This window comes from Synechococcus sp. WH 7805 (assembly GCF_000153285.1).
Lineage (GTDB): Bacteria > Cyanobacteriota > Cyanobacteriia > PCC-6307 > Cyanobiaceae > Synechococcus_C.
In genome coordinates, this window is the sequence record NZ_CH724168.1 from 741421 (window position 1) to 760666 (window position 19246).

Here is a 19246-nt window from a genome sequence, read left to right on the forward strand (position 1 = left end):
CATGTCCAGCCACAGTTCAGGCCCCGTCTTACAGCTGCTGGCCAGCGGTCTGCAGCGATGGATCCGCTCCCAATGCGACTCTGTTGAAGACTTGACTCTCTCGCTGCAGGGGTCCGCCTTCGCGTTGTTGAAAGGCCGCCTCAAGGGTGTGACGTTGCAGGCCAAACATGTTCAGTTCCAGCAACTGCCTCTTGTCAGGGCTGAGCTTCAATCAGGAGAACTGAAGGCTTCGCTACGGCCGGGTCAGCCCACTCAACCGGTGCAATTCGAAGAACCTTTCTTGGTATCGGGTGAAGTGGTGCTCTCGGGTGTCGAACTCAACCAAGCCCTCGCCAGTGATCGCTGGCGCTGGTTGGGCGACCTGCTTTCGGAACAACTGATGGGACTGACTCCCCTGAGATCCCTCACCATTGACAACGACATCCTCAAGCTGACGGCTGATGTGATCACTGGGAAAGACCCCGTACGCCGCAGCTTCCGCCTGTACGCCGAACAGGGAACGATCCGGGTTGATCACTGTGACGCTGAAGGAGGCATGCTGATTCCGATGGATCCTGCGATCCAGATTGAGGAAGTCCTTCTCAAGGCCGGCCAGCTCGTGTTGAAGGGAACGGCCAAGATTCAGCCTTAGGAAAGCACCGGCAACGCAAGGGTGACGGCATAAAAAACAACGGCAGGAGTGAAGAGATAACTGTCGATGCGATCCAGGATTCCCCCATGACCAGGCAAGGCATCGCCGGAATCCTTCACCCCTGCATCCCGTTTCATCATCGATTCGGTGAGATCGCCGACGAGCGCGAAGAGAGCGACAAGAGCACCAAGACATCCCCCCGTGAACCATCCAAGGGGCCACATCAACAGCGCACCGGCACAGGCACCAATCACGATGGCGGAGGCAAGACCTCCATAGGCACCCTCAATGGTCTTGGCAGGTGAAATCGGCGAGAGAGGACGGGATCCAAAGCGACGGCCGATGGCATAAGAACCGATGTCGCTGGCCACCACCATCAGACAGGCGGCAAAAGTGATGAGCAGACCTGAGCTAATCCAGGATCCATTGACTGACTGGAGGATCGGCGCAGCATCTGGAGTCACGAGGTTGCGAAGACGCAACCAGTGACTGGGCAGAAACCCCAGATAGAACAATCCGAAAATCGATGCCGCGATGTCTGCGATTGATCCTGTAATGGGCTGGAGAATGAGCCAACCGCAGATCGCAGCACCTGACAGGGGCAAAACGGCATCAGCAAGGTGTGAGGCCAGTCCCCCGTTCACAGACCACTGGGTGCTGACGAGCAGGAGCTGGCAGGCCACAAGGGTCGTTTTCGTGGCTGGACGCATGCCCTTGAACTGGGCCATCCGAAAGTATTCCAACAGGGCGAGATGAACAATCACGCCAAGGGCAATGGTGAACCACCAACCGCCCAAACCAACGACAACAACCCCGAACACGCCGGCCAGAAGACCACTACTGAGACGCTTGCGATCGATGCCGCTGCGCCTGAGAGTCGCTTCTCTGATTGTGCCGTCAGCAACCACCCGTTGGATCCCGCGGCCTGTCAGGCCAGAACCTTCACCATACCCGGCACCTGCTCGGGCCAGCGCCGGTGCTGCAGTTGCAGCCATTGCACCCGGGCGTGATCAATGCGCTCTCCAGGCACCAACAAGGGAATCCCTGGCGGATAGGGACAGATCATCTCCGCTGCGATCCGATCAGCACATCGATCAAGAGGAAGCTCAAGACTGGGGCGATGGAGGACAGCAGAGGGAGACAACTCTGCGCCCCTTACCGAATCAAGGGGAGGCGCTGCAACGGCGGCGAGGGATGGCCCGCCCTGCTCCTTGATCAACAACTGCCAGAGATGCCGAAGCCGCGCTGTCAGCCCACGATGCCTGGCAAATCCCAGGCACAGGGTCAGGCAAAGAGGCTCCGGGAGCTCGGCAATCACCCCATGATTCATGAACCAGGTGTCTGCCTCCAAGCCACTCACCCCAACAGAGGCTGTGTTCAGGATGAGCCGTAGGGGGTCGTCGCTCTCATGCAGCGCTACGCCATGGCGACGCAAATCATCAGTCAGCTTGCGGGCTTTCACCAGCCTTTGATGCAGAAGGCTTCTCCATCGGGTTGACAGCATCCAATCAAGGGTTGCTTCACAGGAGGCCAGCAGCAGCGCACTGGGACTGCTGCTCTGCAAACGCTGGAGGGAGCGACGCAACGCTGTTGAGGAGATGCGCGTCGTCCGCTGCCAGAGCACCGCGGTCTGAGCCAGCCCAGGCGCTGATTTGTGCAGTGAATGCACAACGAAATCAGCCCCGGTGGTCAGGGACGACGACGGCAATCCCATCCCAGGGGCAAACGCGAGATGGGTGCCGTGGGCTTCATCCACCAACACCGGCAAACCACGCGCCTGAAGACAGTCCACCAGAGGAGCGATCTCTGCGGCGTACCCGTGATAAGTGGGGTGAACAAGCACTGCGGCGGCGACCCGACAGCCAAGGTCTGGCAGGGCATCAAGGGAGCGGATCAAACCATCGGCCGTCATGGCCCTGGGGTGGCCCCGTTCCCCATCGAATGGAACCGGGAGGAACACCGGCAGCAATCCCCCCAGTTCGCACGCGGCGATCAGGCTGCGGTGAACATTGCGAGGCAGCAGAACAGCCTCACCAGGGGCGGCCATCGCCAACAGTGCTGCCTGCAGAAGACCGGTGGCTCCGTTCACACCAAACCAACAGCAATCCACACCCATGCGGGCAGCACAGAGAGCCTGGCTCTCTACGACAGCCCCATCCAGTTCCAGAGGCCCGCCGATCTCTGGTAATTCAGGAAGATCCCAGCGTCCCGGCTGCCGACGCAACAGGCATCTAAGCCGCGGTGGCAAGGCTTCACCCCGGCCATGCACGGGAAGATGCAGAGCGAATCGCGGGTTTGAATCGAGCAGGATCCGCAGCAGGGACATGAATACAACAACAAAACACCGCAGCCACCCGCTCGAACTGCGGCTAGAAGCTGAATCGTGGCATCAACCGTGCCCACCCCATGGAGCAGTACTTACACACACACGAACCCCTTGTTTGTGTGTGAACGCCTGAGAGAGTCACCAATCAGGAGCAGCTCATCACTGGCCGTCGTTGGTGCTGGCTGAATTGATCCACTGGTTCGGCGACCGCCGGCATCGGCACCCTGATGAAAAGAACTCTCTAGGATCTGCCGCGGGAGTTGAGATCTGAGCGTGGAGTCTGTGCGGTACAACCCTGGCCGAGATGCCCGTTGGCTGCTGCTGCGTCCGTGGATCTCCATACCCCGTGTTCTCCAGATTGTCTGGGCATTGTCCGGGCTGGTGCTGAGCTTGCTGATCCGAGGCAACAGCAGTGATCCCAAGGTTCAGAGAAATCTGGCGCGCATGCTCCTGCGCACACTCACGAATCTTGGCCCTTGCTTCATCAAGGTGGGACAGGCCCTGTCCACCCGCCCCGACCTGATTCGACGGGACTGGCTCGATGAACTAACGAAACTTCAGGACGACCTGCCTGCGTTCAGCCATGCCACTGCTCTGAAAACGATTGAAACCGAGCTGGGGTCACCGGCCGATCAACTGTTTGAAGAGTTTCCCGATTGTCCTATTGCTGCAGCAAGCCTGGGCCAGGTGTACAAAGCCAGGGTTCACGGTGAGCACTGGGTAGCCGTCAAGGTGCAGCGCCCCAATTTGATGTTCATCCTCCGGCGCGACATGGTGCTGATCCGGAGTCTGGGCGTACTAACAGCTCCGTTCTTGCCACTCAACCTTGGCTTCGGCCTGGGTGAGATCATCGATGAATTCGGCCGCAGCCTGTTTGAAGAAATTGATTACTTCTGCGAAGCCGACAATGCCGAGCGTTTCGCAGCCCTGTTTGCCAACAATCCTGCTGTCACGATCCCCACAGTGGAGCGTTCGTTATCGAGCAGGCGAGTCCTGACAACCAGCTGGATTCATGGAACCAAACTGCGCGATCGCCAGGAACTCAAAGCCCAACGACTTGATCCGGCCGCTCTGATCCGAACCGGCGTCATCAGTGGCTTGCAACAACTTCTCGAATTCGGGTATTTCCACGCCGACCCGCACCCAGGCAACCTGTTCGCACTCAGCGGCCGAAGCGGTGACCTCGGGCATGTGGCCTACGTCGATTTCGGCATGATGGATTCCATCAGCGACAGCGACCGCCTCACCTTGACAGGCGCCGTTGTGCACCTCATCAATCGTGACTTCGAGGCTGTCGCACGCGATTTTCAGCAACTTGGTTTTCTCTCGAGTAACGCCGATCTTGCTCCGATCATTCCGGCGCTTGAGGATGTTTTAGGAGGAAGTCTCGGTGATTCTGTGGGGTCATTCAATTTCAAAGCGATCACTGATCGCTTTTCAGAATTGATGTACGACTATCCATTCAGAGTGCCGGCCCGCTTCGCCCTGATCATCCGAGCTGTGGTGAGCCAGGAGGGCTTGGCCCTTCGCCTCGATCCGCAGTTCAAGATCATTGCCGTGGCCTATCCCTACGTGGCCAAGCGTTTGCTTGCTGGGGACACCCACGAAATGAGGGAAAAATTGATGGAGGTGATTTTCGACGGTGATGGCAGCTTGAGGCTTGAACGACTTGAAAGCCTTCTTGATGTTGTGGGGAAAGAGCAGACGCAAGTCGGAACAGAGTTGATACCAGTGGCAGGGGCAGGCTTGAAGTTGCTGCTGGGGCGCGATGGAGGCGACCTGCGCCGAAGGCTTCTGCTCACCCTGATCAAGGACGATCGACTGGACACAACGGATTTGAAAAATCTCACCGATCTGATGCGCCGAACCTTTGGTCCGGCTCGCCTCGCGCAGGGGATGCTCCAAGGACTCAACCCTCTTGCAGCCTGATCTTGCATCGGACCCTCCGCTACAAGGTTCCGGCGGTGATAATGCCCACTTGATTCAGTCGTACGGCCCCCATGTCGATCGCACCAGACTTCGCACCGATCGATCTTGATCAAGCCGACCTGGATTTCCTTTCCGGAGCGTTCGGTGATCTCAGCGCTGATGACATTCTTCTGGAGTTCGCCCCGCTCCAGCAGCCTCCTTATCTCGTAGCCGGCCTTGGATTGGCCATTGGTGTGCTCTGCGGTCTCACCTTCGCCCGTCTTGTCCAGAACCGGCTGGATGGCTGGAAAAATGACAGATTGGCAATGCTCCCCCTAGGGACAGCGGAAACCAGCATCAGTTTTGCCGGAACACTGATCGGAATCAGCCTTTTTATCGGAGGGTCCCTCCAGGTTTTTGGTTTTGCATCCGGAGCGGCTTATCTGATTGCCTTCTTGCTCTCAATTCTCACCGGCGGAGCCTTGTGGGTCCAGCTGGAGGGTCTGATGGCCCAGGTGGAATCTGGAAACTTCAAAGCTGTTGATTTCGATAACTTCGACGAATTCTTTTGATTGATTTGTCTCAGGCAGCCACGGTGTAATCCCTAAGTTCAAGAGGTGCCTGACGCAGCGATTGCAAACCCTCACGTTCTAGACGACGTGTGCGGTCCCGACTCATCTTGAGTGTTTTAGCGATGCCGGTGAGACTCATTGGCTCCTCACCATCCATCCCATACCGCATCCGCAGCACGCGCTCCTGCAATTCAGGCAGTTGGCCCAGCAGATCCCTCAGATCTCCCTTCAGGCACTCGCCCTCCACCTGCTCACTCGGCAGTTCTCCATCGCCAGCCAGCAGATCCAGCAGCTCCGTATCATCTCCATCCCCAACCTTCATCTCCAGGCTCACTGGCTGACGGGCACGGCACATCAGCTCTTTCACCTCATCCTCCGGCAGCTCCACAAACGACGCCAACTCCGTCACTGATGGCGTTCGCCCCAGTTCCTGGCTCAACTCACGCTGACCTTTCTTCAGTTTGTTCAGCATCTCGGTGATGTGGATCGGCAGCCGGATCGTCCGGCTCTTCTCCGCAATTGCCCGGGTGATTCCCTGACGGATCCACCAGTACGCATAGGTACTGAACTTGTAGCCCCGCGTTGGGTCGAACTTCTCCACACCACGCACCAGGCCGATCGTCCCTTCCTGGATCAGATCCAGCAGCTCCATATTCCGCTTCGTGTATTTCTTCGCGACGCTCACCACAAGCCTCAAGTTGGCCGCCACCATCCGCTCTTTGGCGCGGCGACCGGCCTGCAACTTGCGCTTCAGTTGCACAGCACTCAATCCCGCAGCCTTGGCCAACTCCGCTGCAAGCACCGCTTCACCACCGCGTTTCTCCTGCAACTCGGCTTCCACGGACTCCAGCTCCATCAGCTCCTGCACCTGACGGCCCAGGGTGATCTCCTGCTGATGACTCAACAACGGCACACGACCGATATCACGCAGGTAGGAGCGCACCAGGTCTGCATCGGGAAGCAGGGCCAGGGGTGCCATGAGTTACGAAACCTACAGGTTTCTTAATCTTACATCAATCCTGATGCCGCCCCCCACTCAACCCAAAGCGTTGAACCATGGGCAGAATGGAACTAGCGAATGATTCCTCGTGGTCGCTTCCGCAACAAGCTCGGTGTGTACAGCGAAACTGCTGGTTGTTGAAGACGATGATTCGATCAGAGAAACCGTTGAAGAAGCCCTTCGGGCTGAGGGGTTCGAGGTCAGAGCGTGCGGTGACGGCGCAGAAGCCATGAACCTTCTCACTGCGACGGATTCAATGGGAGTGGATCTGCTTGTGCTCGACCTGATGCTCCCTGGACTAGGCGGACTCGATCTATGCAGGCAGCTCCGCAAACTCAATAACAACACTCCCGTGCTGGTCATCAGCGCTCGGGATAGTGAAACGGACCGGGTTCTTGGCCTTGAAGTTGGTGCTGATGACTACCTCGTCAAGCCCTTCGGCTTACGTGAACTTGTCGCCCGTTGCAGAGCTTTGCTGCGGCGTTCTCAACAGAGTGAATCCGTTTCAAATCAAGATCGACAAGTCATCCAGAGTGGCAATCTCTGTCTTTTTGTACGCGAGTGCCGTGTCACCCGCGACGGCGAAGACCTCACGCTTTCGCCAAAGGAATACAAAATCCTCGAACTCCTGATCCAAAATCCCAAGAGGGTCTGGAGCAGAGACCAGCTGCTGGAACGAATCTGGGGAATCGATTTTGTCGGAGACACCAAAACCGTTGATGTGCACATCCGCTGGTTGAGAGAAAAGATTGAGGAAGAACCATCCTCTCCCCAACACATTCGCACTGTCAGGGGATTCGGCTACCGCTTCGGCTAAAGATTGTGAGCCTAGGAACTGGAGTTGTCCTCGGATTCGTCATCGGTGTATCCGGTAGTTGGCTCTTGGCCACTCGAAAGCGACGCTCATCGGCACGCGGTGCCAAAGAAAACCTGACGTCACCGCTGCTGGCAGGACATTCGCTGACCACTCCCCAACTGCTGGCCTGGATTGATGCGGCCACCCAGGGATGGTTAATTCTCACGCCTGATCTAACGATCGGATATATCAATTCCCAGGCTGAACGCCTGCTCCAATTTTCAAGAAATCTGCTGGTCCGTGGCCTGCCACTCGATGAGGTTCTCTCGGTGCCTGAGCTTGAAGAGTCCATCTTCAGCGTGCGTCATCAACAGCGCCCTCAGCGCTGTGAGTGGGAGCAACAAGGGATTCCGCTGGAGGCGATCGTGATTCCAGGATCGGATGAATGGCTGTTGGTCCTGCTGCAAAACAGACAGTCCCTGGAAGCGCAGCAGCAGCAGCAGGAGCGATGGGTGAGCGACGTTGCCCATGAACTGAAAACCCCACTGACAGCCTTGATGCTGGTGAGCGACAGGCTCGAGGGAGCCGTGAGCGCCGATGATGGCGTTCTGGTGGAACGGCTGCAGAAAGAACTCCGCAGGTTGCAGTTGATGGTTGAGGATCTTCTGGAGCTTTCTCGCCTAGAGAACATCCTTCCGCGGGAAGAAAGTAATTATTCGGCTTTGAACCTGGAGCAACTTGTCGAAGGGGCATGGAACAGCATTCGCCCCCTGGCTGATCAAAGGGATGTGTCCCTGTCAATCAACACCCATGAACCAGGACCACTCCTTGGAGATCAACGACGATTGCATCGCGCTGTTCTCAATCTCCTCGACAACGCACTGCGTTATTCCCCCCATCACGGCTTTGTCGAAGTCGACATTCTTCCCAGCGGCGGATGGTGGTTGCTCTGTGTCCGAGATCACGGGCCAGGACTGAGCGAAACCGATCTCAGCAATATGTTCCAGCGTTTTTATCGGGGCGATCCCTCCAGGGCCCGATCCAACCGCAGCGGTAGTGGACTCGGTTTGGCCATCGTCCAACAGATCGCAGTGAATCACGGTGGCCGCGTTCAAGCCAGAAATCATCCAGAAGGGGGAACATCCATGGAACTTCTGCTCCCGAAGGGACCGGCATGAGGGGAGCCCAACGTTGACGCGTCAACGACTGCAGAAACTGATTGCTGCTGCAGGAATCTGTTCCCGACGCAGGGCCGAGGATCTGTTGCGACAGCATCGGGTGAAAGTGAATGGACAGTTAGCAGCCATCGGCGACCAGGCTGATCTCGACCAAGACGATGTAGAGGTGGACGGGCGCCCCCTTCAACGAGCCCTAGTACCACGCGTTCTTCTGCTGAACAAACCACCGGGAGTGATCTGCAGCTGCCGTGACCCACAGCAACGCAAAACCGTGCTCGACCTTGTGCCAGCGCATCTGAGGGATGGTCTGCACCCCGTCGGTCGACTGGATGCAGAGAGCAGAGGAGCCCTGCTGCTCAGCAACCAAGGGGAACTCACGTTGCAACTCACTCACCCCCGCTACAACCATTGCAAGACTTACCGAGTCACGGTGGCTGGCTTGCCCCCTGAAAAGCAGCTGAGGCAGTGGAGGCGAGGCGTGGTTCTCGACGGCACGGTCACGCGCCCAGCCGAGGTGACGCTTCTCGAGGGGACAACCCGGTCCAGTGTGCTGGAAGTCGTTCTTCGTGAAGGCCGCAACCGCCAGATCCGCAGAATCGCACTCTCCCTCGGCCATCGCGTTCTTGATCTCCAGCGGATCGCTATCGGTGACCTGATGCTTGGCTCTGTAGCAGAGGGCTGCTGGAGAGAACTTTCCAGGCAAGAATGGTCAGGTTTGATCCAGCACCGAGGGAGGCCGCTCATCAACAAGACATGATGTTGATCAAACGCTTTCTCCAGTGGCGCCGACGCCAATCCGGCAAGCACTCGCCCGACACATCAAAAACAAACAGCATTGTTGACCCTGCAGAAGCTGCTGGGCAACTGCTGCGACAGCAGCGCGAGCAACGCGCACTGAGCTTGAGGGATCTGTCCAGACAAGTTCGCATAACCACCCCCGTACTGGAGGCTTTGGAGCGGAACTGGCAGGATCGCCTACCGGAGGCTGCCTATCTGACAGCGATGCTGCACCGCTTGGAGGAGTGCCTTGAACTTGAGCCGGGCAGCCTCCAGGGAGCCCTGCCGGAGCAGACCCTTCAATCGCAGGACCCTCGAAAGAATCGGCTTACCCGGTTCACAGTGGGCAGCATCGATATCTTCACGACCTGGCAGGGAAGTGTGCTGTACGGGTTGGTGATCCTTGGTTCAGTCTTTGCACTGAACCACCAGCAGCGGCAACTGGCGAGCAGCAACACGATCACTCTCGCTCCCATTCCCCTTGATCGTCCAAGCGAGTCCGAGGCGTTGCTCAAGGGACTTCGCCCGCTCACGGAACTTCGTAGCTCCACCCCCCTTGAAGCGCTTCCTGATCTCTCGTCACCACAGCCACGCACTGGAGTGCTGGAGATCCAACTCAATCAGCCAAGCAGCATTGATCTGAGCAGCGAAGGAGGCGATCGGACCAAACTGCAGGGAGCGATCGGTTCGTTCACTCTCCAGCTCCTTCCTCCTTTGCAGATCAAAATCCAGCCAGCTCCTCAAGCTGGATCAGTTCTTTGGGATGGCGCCGCTTTGAAGTCTGTGAAAGACAAACCTGAGCTTTACCGCCTCGACCAAACCTCAGCACGCAATCCATAGCCTTCAAGAGCACCTACGAGAGCTGCATCAAAGGCTGGCAATCTCCACATCCAGTTGCCCCCCACCGTGCCTGGTGTGTTGAAACGGGCCGAATCATCCAGATGAAGCAGATCCTGAACAGGAGCCACCACCAACGCAGCGGACGTCGACAGACCCAGTTCAAGCAGCTGCCACCCGGGGGCCTCAACGGTTCGCTGAAGCGTGGCAGCGAACTGGTCTTTTGACGACTGATCCAGACGCTCCCACCAACCCAGGCTTGTGGGATTGTCATGGGTTCCGGTGTAAACAACCCAGCCGCTGCCTTTGATGTTGTTTGGAAGGTAGGGATTGACCTGATTGCCATCAAAAGCGAACTGAAGAACCTTCATGCCGGGGAGATGAAAACGATCGCGAAGTCGCTCCACATCAGGGGTGATCACACCGAGATCCTCGGCCACGATTGGCAAACGTCCACCGGCATCACGTCTTAGACAGGCCAGAAGCTCACCACCAGGAGAGCGTTGCCAGCGTCCGTTGATCGCCGTGTCATCGTCACCGGGAACCGACCAGTAAGCCGCTAAAGCACGGAAATGGTCAAGTCGAAGCCTATCGGCGAGATCCCATTGACGTCTTAAGCGGTCACGCCACCAGCGAAAACCTGTCTGACGATGGCGCCCCCAGGTGTAAACGGGTGTCCCCCAAAGCTGGCCGGTGGCAGAGAAGTAATCCGGCGGAACACCACTCTGCTGATGGAGACGTCCATCACCGGCAATCGAAAACAGCGAGCGGTTGCTCCATACATCGGCGCTGTCGCGAGCCACATAGAAGGGAAGATCACCAAGGATTTCCACCCCAAGGTCGCGCGCAAGGGCGCGGAGCTGACGCCACTGACGATCGAGATGCCACTGGAGAAGATCCTGCTCAAGAAGTTCATCCTGATGTGAGCAGCGCCAATGCTCCAGTGCCGTGTCGCGATGCACTGCCAGCTCATGGGCCCAAGCCCACCAAGGCAACCCTGCAGACTCATGACGCAGCACCATGAAGGCAGAGTGATCACGGAGCCAACGCGCCTGATCGACACACCACCGCTGAAAGGCTTGGTGGCGATCAGCGGACTGCGCTGACCAACGGAGACGCAGAGATCTGGCCAGCGCATTGGCCCGTTGATCGGCCAAGGCGAAATCAACGGTCTCGGCTCCCTCTCCGTCCGCCCCAGTCTCCTGGGGAAGGGCCATCACATCATTGGGGTCGATGAACCCTTCGTCGCTCAGATCCTGGGCATCGAGCAACCAGGGATTGATGGCGAAACTGGATGGTGAGCTGTAGGGAGACCCCGTGCCGTCCGGTGGGGCCAGCGGCAGCACTTGCCACACCTTGATTCCCTGGCGAGCGAGTGCATGAAGCCAGCCACGAGCCGCAGCACCAAAACTGCCGCACACCGGTGATCCAGGAAGAGCTGTGGGGTGCAGGAGCACACCAACCCTGCGACTCGATGCGGTCCCTCTTGGATGGGGCATAGACGCTATGAATCAGCGGGCGGGCAAGCGGTAGCGCTCAACGATGCGTCGCGCAAAGGCGGGCAGATGGCGCTCCACCATCTCAGGATGATGCCGCCGGAGCCAGAGCGCATTTCTGGTGAAGTGGGAATCAATGGAGAAGCGGCCGTATTCCAGTCCTTTCGGCCCGACCCGCTGCACAATCCAGCCCACAAGCTCTGCCAGCCACATAGGCAGTCGCAGGGCTTTGTCATAGGCGTCGATGCCCTGCTGAACAGCCTGGCGGCGATCACCTCGGCTCGACACCGGCGCCTGATCGAGTTCCGCTTCCACCAGCTTGAGCAATTCCTCCCCTCGTGAATTACGCACAACCAACCACTGACGTCCGAATTCAGCACCCATGTAGCCAACGACCAGATCAGCACCGGCGTTGACGTAGTCGAAGCAACTCAGACAGCTTGGTGCGAAGACATCCTTGAGAGCGGGCGTGTCCAGACCGAAGAAGGGGACCGTCTCCACGTGACCATCGCTGTGCCTGAAATGGATCCTGAAATCCTGCATGAATTCGTAGTGCACCACCGTGTCCGGCGAGGCACTGGCGCTCTCCAGAAAGGTCTGAAGCCCCTCGCGAGAGACATTGTCCACACAGGGGAGGCCCAAAACGTAGAGCGCGTCGAGCGGCAGGGTGTCCTGCACGGCTCTCAGCGCCTGAACCTGGCAGCCCACACCAATCGCCAGCAGTCGTTTGATCCCACTGCCTGGCAATTGCTCGAGAACCGAAAGGTTGTTGGACAAGGTGGGCTTATTGACCCTTGCCGCAAGAACCTCCGCCGGAGTGCGTGCCAGAACAGGCATCGGCGTGAAGCGATCGTCAGGGCTCTGCTGAACGCAGAGCACGGCATCAACCAGCCCACTCTCCAGGGCGCGGACGCCCAGACGACTCACAATCCCGGTCCACTGGGCTCCATCGATCGGTGTCTGCAAACGTGCAGTGAGCATCCGCTGCTGGACCCCGAAATACAGCTCGTCCTCTTGATCAAGATTGCGGGTACGGCCATGGGCCTTGCGTTCCATCCCATCGAAATCTTGATGCAGGAAGGCACAGGCCTGGCGGACATAGGCAACCCAGCGCGAATCACAGAGGCCGCAATCACTGCAGAGGTCCTTGGCAGGACGGATCCGATCACGGGGAATCGGCCGCGCCTGGTCGTGGGGAAGCGGTGAAGCGGGGGAAGACGTCACAGACAGCTCGAGCCTGGAGAGAGGTCAACGCTAATCAGTGAGAGTTGAGCAAGACTGGAACGCCTGAAGCAATCACTGCGCGTCATGGAGGGTTCGGCACCGGCAGGAGACGCAGCGCAACCACGTCTGAAGCGATGGCTGGGCACAAAACCAATCCGCACAGTGCTGAGGGTCGCTGCCGCAGTGATCGGAGCAGGACTCATTGGAGGAGGGCTTGCTCTGATCTGGCCGAAACCTGATCCGATTGCAGCTGCTCCACCCACCCCTGATGACCCTGCAAGCCTGGCACCTCTACCGCAACGCTCGGTCATGGTTCTGCTGGTTGGCGTTGATTCGGAGGCGATCAATGATCCGTCAAACCGTGCAGCACCCAAAGGCCCGGCCAATGCAGACAGTCTGATGCTGATCCATGTCACAGCGAAAGAAGCGCTGCAAGTGCTTCAGGTGCCAACGGAGCTTGCTGTGCAACTGCCCGGCCGGGAAGGGCTGCAGTCCCTTGCCAGTGCCTACCGCGTTGGCGGAGTGGCACTCACCGCTGACGTCATCGCCGAAATGATCGGACTTCCTGCAGGCCAACTTGATCGCTATCTGGTGATGCCCCGCCAAGCCCTCCGAGCCCTCGTCGACGGCCTCGGCGAAGTGGAAGTGAGCCTCAATCAGTCGTACAACCGCGAAGACAAAGCACAGAATTACAGCGTGAATCTGCAGGCAGGCCGCCAGACGCTCAATGGCCGTCAAGCCGAACAGCTGGCCAGGCATCGCCCTGATCCCAATGGCGACACTGAAAGAAGACTCCGCCAACAGAGTTTGCTGCGCGGCATTCACGACCAGCTCCGACAACCCAATGCCTTAATGCTTCTCCCTGACGTGATCGGCGAAGTTTCAGCGCAGGTTTCGACCAACCTCAGCTCCGCGGAAATACTGAGTCTCACCGCAGCAGCCCTCAGTAGCTCCGAGCCCCCCGTGATCAACCAGTTGGAACTCGCGCCGCGGGCCGGGCAGCAGCAGCTGCGGGAGCTCAAGCCGGATCAGCCCCTTCCCCTCTGGCCACCTGAGCCCAACGCGTCCGCAGGCAACTGATCAAGCCGCAGAGATCATCATCAGCCCCCTGGAGACATCCGCACCAGGGAAGGCCATCAGCCCTGCGGGCGGCACGATTCCAGGTTCCGCCCAATTGCACAAGACCGAGAAGCTCAACGTGAAGCGAACGGGCCAGGGCGACTGATGCTGGAACGATGCCGGCAAAGCGTCCGTCGTCCCTGGGCTCAACAAGCATCAAAACAGGGACATGCCAGCAGGCGAGGGCCTCAAGCCAGCTGCCTTCCCCGCACTCATCCACGGCCACATCGCCACTCACCCGTAGGAGCTTGGGCTCCAATGGTCCGTCAGTGGATCGGCTGGTGATTCCTTGCAGACAAGGATGGGGTGCGGCACCGGAAGTCTGTTCCATCAGGGTGGCCCCAAACGCCTCCGCCAGGCTTCGACAGGCGGCTGTCATGGCACCCGTACCCAGCGTTCCGGCTCCAATCACCACAAGAAGGTTGTTTGCCATCACCGCAGCCTAGAAGTAGTGGATGGGTGGAAGAGTGTGGTTTGGATGTCCCATGCACCACTACCATCGGGATACCAAGTCTCTCGTTCGCGGGCATCGTGACCGGATTCCTGACTGCAGCCCGCGCCGAACAAGAGAAGATCCAGCACGACACCAGGCGGCTTCGCCTGTTCAGCGGTACGTCAAATCCTGCCTTAGCACGGGAAATTGCAGCGTATTTGGGAGTCCCAGACGGTCCGAGGGTCTGCAAACGATTTGCAGACGGTGAGCTTTATGTGCAGATCCAGGAATCCATCCGAGGCTGCGATGTCTTCCTGATCCAGCCCACCTGTGCTCCGGTGAATGATCACCTCATGGAGCTGCTGATCATGGTCGATGCCTGCCGTCGCGCTTCAGCAAGGCAGATCACGGCAGTGGTCCCTTATTACGGATACGCACGGGCGGATCGGAAGACCGCAGGCCGAGAATCCATCACGGCCAAGCTCACAGCCAATCTCCTGGTGAAGTCAGGGGTTGACAGGGTGCTCGCCATGGACCTTCATTCCGCGCAGATACAGGGTTACTTCGACATTCCCTGCGATCACATTTACGGATCCCCAGTGCTTGTGGATTACCTCTCCGCCCAGGAGCTTGGGGAAGTGGTGGTGGTCTCACCCGATGTGGGTGGAGTGGCACGGGCGAGAGCCTTTGCCAAGCAGATGAATGATGCGCCCCTGGCCATCATCGACAAACGACGCACGGGTCACAACATGGCCGAGAGTCTCACGGTGATCGGGGATGTGCACCAGCGCACCGCAATCCTCATTGATGACATGATCGATACGGGTGGCACGATCTGCGCCGGAGCCAAATTGCTGCGGCAACAAGGGGCCAGCCGCGTAATCGCTTGCGCGACCCATGCTGTGTTCTCTCCTCCCGCGTCCGAGCGTCTCTCAACGGATGGACTGTTTGAGCAGGTGGTCGTGACCAACAGCGTTCCGATTCCATCCGATCGCATGTTCCCTCAACTCCAGATTCTGTCTGTCGCCAACATGCTCGGAGAAGCGATTTGGCGGATTCATGAGGAAAGTTCTGTCAGCTCGATGTTCCGCTGAAGTCATGGCGTGATGACCTCATTACGGGCTTTTTGCACGGCTAAGGCCGTGGGCACGGCAGCAATGGCCATGATCCTCACCACATCAGTGGCCCAAGCCGGGCTTCCATCTGTTCAGCCCAAACGAACCCTGGGGGTCTGGCTCACCAACAGCCCAAGCCCTCTTTACTACGACAAAACAACGCTCCTAAAGGCGATGGACGAACTGCAGCAGGCAGGGTTCACAGCGTTGTATCCGAATGTCTGGAGCCGAGGAACCACCTTTCATCGCAGTCAGTTCGCGCCCGTCGAACCGCCCCTCCTCAAGGCAGGGCTCAATCTTGACCCGATCTGCGCCATCAGCCAAGAAGGCCGCAAACGCGGGATGAAGGTGATCCCTTGGTTTGAGTATGGCCTGATGGAGCCCGCTGATGCAGCCGTAGTGAAACAGCATCCCGAGTGGGTGTTGACACGGCGGGACGGCAACCCCGTCATGACCATGCACGGGAAAGAGATGGTCTGGCTCAACCCTGCCCACCCTGGAGTGCGTGAACGGTTCATCGGTCTCGTCGTGGAAGTGATGAAGCGCTGCAAGATGGATGGACTGCAACTCGATGATCATTTCGCCTGGCCTGTGGAACTGGGCTATGACCCCTACACAACAGCGCTCTACCAACAAGACACCGGCGTTCAACCACCCAAAGACCACACCAATCGCTATTGGATGACATGGCGAAGGCGTCAGCTGACAGGACTCCTTCGCGAGCTACGCCAGCGATTGGATGACGAATCACTCCCACAAAGAATCAGCCTTTCTCCGGGCCCCTTCCGGTTTGCTTACAACCATTGGCTGCAGGACTGGGAGCTCTGGGCGGTTGGCGAATTGATCGATGATCTTGTGGTTCAGAATTACGCATACTCGCTGAAAGGTTTCGCCAAAGACCTCAATCAGCCGGCCCTCCGCAAGGCACGTCAGTGGGGACTTCCTGTTCAAATCGGAGTCCTTGCAGGATTCGGGAAACGCACCACACCAATCCCTGTGCTGGCTGAAAAAAAACGGCTCAGCAACGAACAGGGCTACGGAGTGATCTACTTCTACTGGGAGGGTTTATGGGGAAAATACAGCGGAAAAGAAGGGTCTGCTTTCCGCTTTGATGCCTTTCAAAGCCTCGGTGCTCAAGATTGAACGCCAAGGCTTTGGCCTTCTCAGGCCTGCATCAGTGTGACCACTTCACGGGTGTTGGTCGAGAGATCAGCTGCCGCCAGCACAGCCAAGGCGTGTTGGACTGCCGCTTTGCGCTCTTGTCCGTAGGTATGCCAACGGCTGAAGACCTTGGCCAGCCTTGAAGCTGTAATCGGATTCCTGCCGTCGACCGCGATGATCTGGTGGGCCATGAACCGGTAGCCGCTGCCATCCAGCGCATGAAACACGCTGGGGTTAGCAACAAGCCCACCCAGCACGGCCCGCACGGAGTTGGGAGCCATCGGATCAAATCGGGGGTGCTGCAGAAGAGCCTCGACGCGCGCGAGTGCATCCGGTCGAGGAGTGGATGCTTCCAACGCAAACCAGGTATCGAAGATCACCGGGCGGTCCTGCCAGCGGTCATGAAACACCTGGAGCGCTTGCAGACGCTGAGCACAGTCGATCGGCTGAAGGGCTCGCAGGGCTGCACGGGCGAGGGTCATCGATGGACCACTCACAGCCGCCAGCGCAGCATCGCGCACCCCTTCTTCGCCGGACGCCGACAGCCAGCTCCAGATCAAAGCGGTGAGCTGCCGATCTCCCTGACCGGCAGGCCATGCCGCATGGAGGGACTCTGCACTGGATGCAAGACGTCGCTGAAGCGCTTCAGCAAGCTGTGAACCCAACGTTGCGCGCAGATCACAGGCTGCCTGAAACAGCGCCGGTGGATCGGCCTCATTCTGCAGGGCCTCCAGCTCGGCTCGCCCAGGGAAAGCCAGCAGTGTGGCGAGAACGGCCGGGTCCTTCTCCCCAGAAGGCGACAGCAGCTGGCTGAGCGCATCCAGCATCCGCCTCTCCAGATGTGAATCGTCACCACCTGATGCCCGGGCCAGGAGGAGACGCTTCCAGATCTGCTGCCCCGCATCCCAGCGGGCAAAAGCATCGGAGTCTCCAGCAAACAGAGCAAACAGGTCATCGTCGTCCTGATCAGCCGTCCAGGTCACCGGAGCTGAAAACTGCCGAAACAGGGACAGCGCGGGAGGATGGGGCGTGCTGGCCAATCCCTCAAGAACGACAGTCTGCTGATCTTGATCAAGAACAAGCAAGCGCTCATCGCCAGCACGACCATCAGAATTCAGAATTGCCCAGAGAACTGGGATCACGACTGGAAACTTGTCAGGCTGCCCAGGGGTGGGCGCCGTGGACTGGCGAAACGTCAGCGTCAAACGTCCTGACGTTGCATCCCATTGCCGATCCACCGACACATGGGGAGTTCCGGCCTGGAGATACCAACGTTTGAATTGCTCGGGCTGAAAATTGAGAGGTGTTCCATCTTCAGTCGCGCCCTCAACAATCGCCGCCACAAAATCCTCCGTTGTGGCAGCTTCTCCGTCATGACGTTGGAAATACAGACGCATCCCCCGCATGAAGCGCTCGCTCCCCAGAAGGGTTCGCAACATGCGAATCAGCTCAGCACCTTTCTCGTAGATCGTCGTCGTGTAGAAATTATCGATGGCCTGGTAGGCATCAGGCTTCACCGGGTGGGCTGTGGGCCCGGCATCCTCTCGAAACTGGGTGTTGCGCAGCATCGCCGCATCCTCAATCCGCTTGAGCGCTGCGGAATGCAGATCGGCCGTGAAGCACTGGTCGCGAAACACGGTGAGACCTTCCTTGAGCGACAGTTGAAACCAGTCGCGACAGGTGATTCGATTCCCCGACCAATTGTGAAAATATTCGTGGGCGACAACGCTCTCGATGCGTTCAAGTTCACCATCAGTGGCCGTTTCTGCGTCAGCGAGTACCAGCTTTGAATTGAAGATATTAAGACTCTTGTTCTCCATGGCCCCCATGTTGAAGTGGCGCACCGCAACCGTGTTGAACTCATCGAGGTCGTACTCAAGTCCATAGACCTGTTCATCCCACGCCATTGAACGTTTCAGGGATTCCATGGCATGGGCGGTGTAGGGCTCATCTCCCGCCTCCACATGCAGCCGCAACGTCACGCGACGGCCCGATGAAGTGGTGAAGTGATCTCTGATCTCGCTCAGATCACCGGCAACCAACGCAAAGAGATAGGACGGTTTTGGGAATGGGTCTTCCCAAACCACGGCGTGACGGCCAGGTGCCTGGGGAATTGGCCCGGCATCGATAGCGTTGCCGTTAGAGAGAAGCACCGGATAACGCTCACGATCCGCCTCAATGCGAACTCGGAAGCAACTGAGCACATCCGGACGATCGGGATGGAAGGTGATGCGCCGGAAACCCTCGGCTTCGCATTGGGTGGTGAGCATGCCACCACTGACGTAGAGCCCCTCGAGCGAACCGTTGGCTGCCGGATCGAGCTTGCACACCGTCGTCACGGTGAAGGGCTGATTCGGCGTGACGTGAATCTGGAGCGTGTCGACGCCCAAGCTGTAGGCATCAGCCGGGAGAGCATGGCCATCAAGGCTCACTGAGATCAGCTCAAGATCAACACCCTGAAGAAGTAGAGGTTCGGAGGATTGCAGAACTGGCTCTAGGTGAAGATCAGCCGTCACAAGAACGTCGTGCTGCTGAATGACGACATTCAACTCGGTGTTCGGAATCTTGAAAGGAAACGGTCGGTAATCCTCTAGACGGACGCTGGGTTGAGGGGAAGGCGTAGTGACCATGAACAACTCACTCTGGTCAGATCCTGACGCCCCAGTGTCGAAG

General features: G+C 58.3%; 17 protein-coding genes. 10 read left to right on the forward strand and 7 right to left on the reverse strand.

All coding sequences use genetic code 11. The features are described from left to right. The first annotated feature begins 1 nt into the window (after nt 1). Nucleotides 2-631: a DUF2993 domain-containing protein gene (locus WH7805_RS04030; protein ID WP_006041707.1), complete on the forward strand. Its 630-nt coding sequence runs from the start codon at nt 2-4 to the stop codon at nt 629-631. Here WH7805_RS04030 and WH7805_RS04035 read toward each other — a convergent pair. Next, nucleotides 628-1626, reverse strand: a complete 999-nt coding sequence (locus WH7805_RS04035) for a phosphatidate cytidylyltransferase (RefSeq protein WP_006041708.1) — start codon at nt 1624-1626, stop codon at nt 628-630. The two genes, WH7805_RS04030 and WH7805_RS04035, sit on opposite strands and share 4 nt — an antisense overlap. Continuing rightward, nucleotides 1560-2957: an aminotransferase class I/II-fold pyridoxal phosphate-dependent enzyme gene (locus WH7805_RS04040; RefSeq protein ID WP_006041709.1), complete on the reverse strand. Its 1398-nt coding sequence runs from the start codon at nt 2955-2957 to the stop codon at nt 1560-1562. Before WH7805_RS04040 ends, WH7805_RS04035 begins: the two co-directional genes overlap by 67 nt. A gap of 282 nt (nt 2958-3239) precedes the next feature. Here WH7805_RS04040 and WH7805_RS04045 point away from each other — a divergent pair, with 282 nt between their 5' ends. Together WH7805_RS04045 and WH7805_RS04050 are read left to right on the forward strand one after the other, a co-directional pair. Further along, a complete protein-coding gene (locus WH7805_RS04045; RefSeq protein WP_038004385.1) occupies nt 3240-4886 on the forward strand; it encodes an AarF/ABC1/UbiB kinase family protein in 1647 nt (548 codons plus the stop codon). Between the two features lie 71 nt (nt 4887-4957). Beyond that, nucleotides 4958-5437 carry a hypothetical protein gene (locus tag WH7805_RS04050; RefSeq protein ID WP_006041711.1) on the forward strand — a complete coding sequence of 160 codons (480 nt, stop codon included), beginning with the start codon at nt 4958-4960 and terminating at the stop codon, nt 5435-5437. A gap of 10 nt (nt 5438-5447) precedes the next feature. Here the strand turns inward: WH7805_RS04050 and WH7805_RS04055 are convergent, their stop codons facing one another. Continuing rightward, nucleotides 5448-6416, reverse strand: coding sequence for an RpoD/SigA family RNA polymerase sigma factor (locus WH7805_RS04055; protein ID WP_006041712.1), 969 nt, complete (start codon nt 6414-6416; stop codon nt 5448-5450). Nucleotides 6417-6525: 109 nt separating this feature from the next. Here WH7805_RS04055 and WH7805_RS04060 point away from each other — a divergent pair, with 109 nt between their 5' ends. The 4 genes from WH7805_RS04060 to WH7805_RS04075 all read left to right on the forward strand — a co-directional run bounded on the left by WH7805_RS04060 (nt 6526) and on the right by WH7805_RS04075 (nt 10028). Beyond that, a complete protein-coding gene (locus tag WH7805_RS04060) occupies nt 6526-7254 on the forward strand; it encodes a response regulator transcription factor (protein ID WP_006041713.1) in 729 nt (242 codons plus the stop codon). Between the two features lie 65 nt (nt 7255-7319). Then, entirely contained in the window at nt 7320-8411 is a 1092-nt protein-coding gene (locus WH7805_RS04065; RefSeq protein WP_006041714.1) for a cell wall metabolism sensor histidine kinase WalK, read from the forward strand. 13 nt (nt 8412-8424) lie between these two features. Beyond that, on the forward strand, nt 8425-9168 hold the full coding sequence (locus WH7805_RS04070) for a pseudouridine synthase (protein ID WP_006041715.1): 744 nt from the start codon (nt 8425-8427) through the stop codon (nt 9166-9168). After that, complete coding sequence (locus WH7805_RS04075) at nt 9165-10028, forward strand: RodZ family helix-turn-helix domain-containing protein (protein WP_006041716.1); 864 nt, start codon at nt 9165-9167, stop codon at nt 10026-10028. Before WH7805_RS04070 ends, WH7805_RS04075 begins: the two co-directional genes overlap by 4 nt. Here the strand turns inward: WH7805_RS04075 and malQ are convergent. Then, on the reverse strand, nt 9992-11524 hold the full coding sequence (gene malQ, locus WH7805_RS04080; RefSeq protein ID WP_006041717.1) for a 4-alpha-glucanotransferase: 1533 nt from the start codon (nt 11522-11524) through the stop codon (nt 9992-9994). The two genes, WH7805_RS04075 and malQ, sit on opposite strands and share 37 nt — an antisense overlap. Before the next feature lie 12 nt (nt 11525-11536). Beyond that, entirely contained in the window at nt 11537-12745 is a 1209-nt protein-coding gene (locus tag WH7805_RS04085; protein WP_006041718.1) for a Coenzyme F420 hydrogenase/dehydrogenase, beta subunit C-terminal domain, read from the reverse strand. Nucleotides 12746-12829: 84 nt separating this feature from the next. Here WH7805_RS04085 and WH7805_RS04090 point away from each other — a divergent pair, with 84 nt between their 5' ends. Next, nucleotides 12830-13825, forward strand: coding sequence for an LCP family protein (locus tag WH7805_RS04090; protein WP_006041719.1), 996 nt, complete (start codon nt 12830-12832; stop codon nt 13823-13825). Here the strand turns inward: WH7805_RS04090 and WH7805_RS04095 are convergent. Beyond that, on the reverse strand, nt 13764-14297 hold the full coding sequence (locus WH7805_RS04095) for a hypothetical protein (protein WP_006041720.1): 534 nt from the start codon (nt 14295-14297) through the stop codon (nt 13764-13766). The two genes, WH7805_RS04090 and WH7805_RS04095, sit on opposite strands and share 62 nt — an antisense overlap. Nucleotides 14298-14395: 98 nt before the next feature. Here WH7805_RS04095 and WH7805_RS04100 point away from each other — a divergent pair, with 98 nt between their 5' ends. Next, entirely contained in the window at nt 14396-15391 is a 996-nt protein-coding gene (locus tag WH7805_RS04100) for a ribose-phosphate pyrophosphokinase (protein ID WP_006041722.1), read from the forward strand. Between the two features lie 63 nt (nt 15392-15454). Then, nucleotides 15455-16555 carry a glycoside hydrolase family 10 protein gene (locus tag WH7805_RS04105; RefSeq protein WP_006041723.1) on the forward strand — a complete coding sequence of 367 codons (1101 nt, stop codon included), beginning with the start codon at nt 15455-15457 and terminating at the stop codon, nt 16553-16555. A gap of 20 nt (nt 16556-16575) precedes the next feature. On the opposite strand, the gene pepN is transcribed toward WH7805_RS04105, so the two are convergent. Then, complete coding sequence (gene pepN / locus WH7805_RS04110) at nt 16576-19203, reverse strand: aminopeptidase N (RefSeq protein ID WP_038004390.1); 2628 nt, start codon at nt 19201-19203, stop codon at nt 16576-16578. Nucleotides 19204-19246 lie beyond the last annotated feature (43 nt).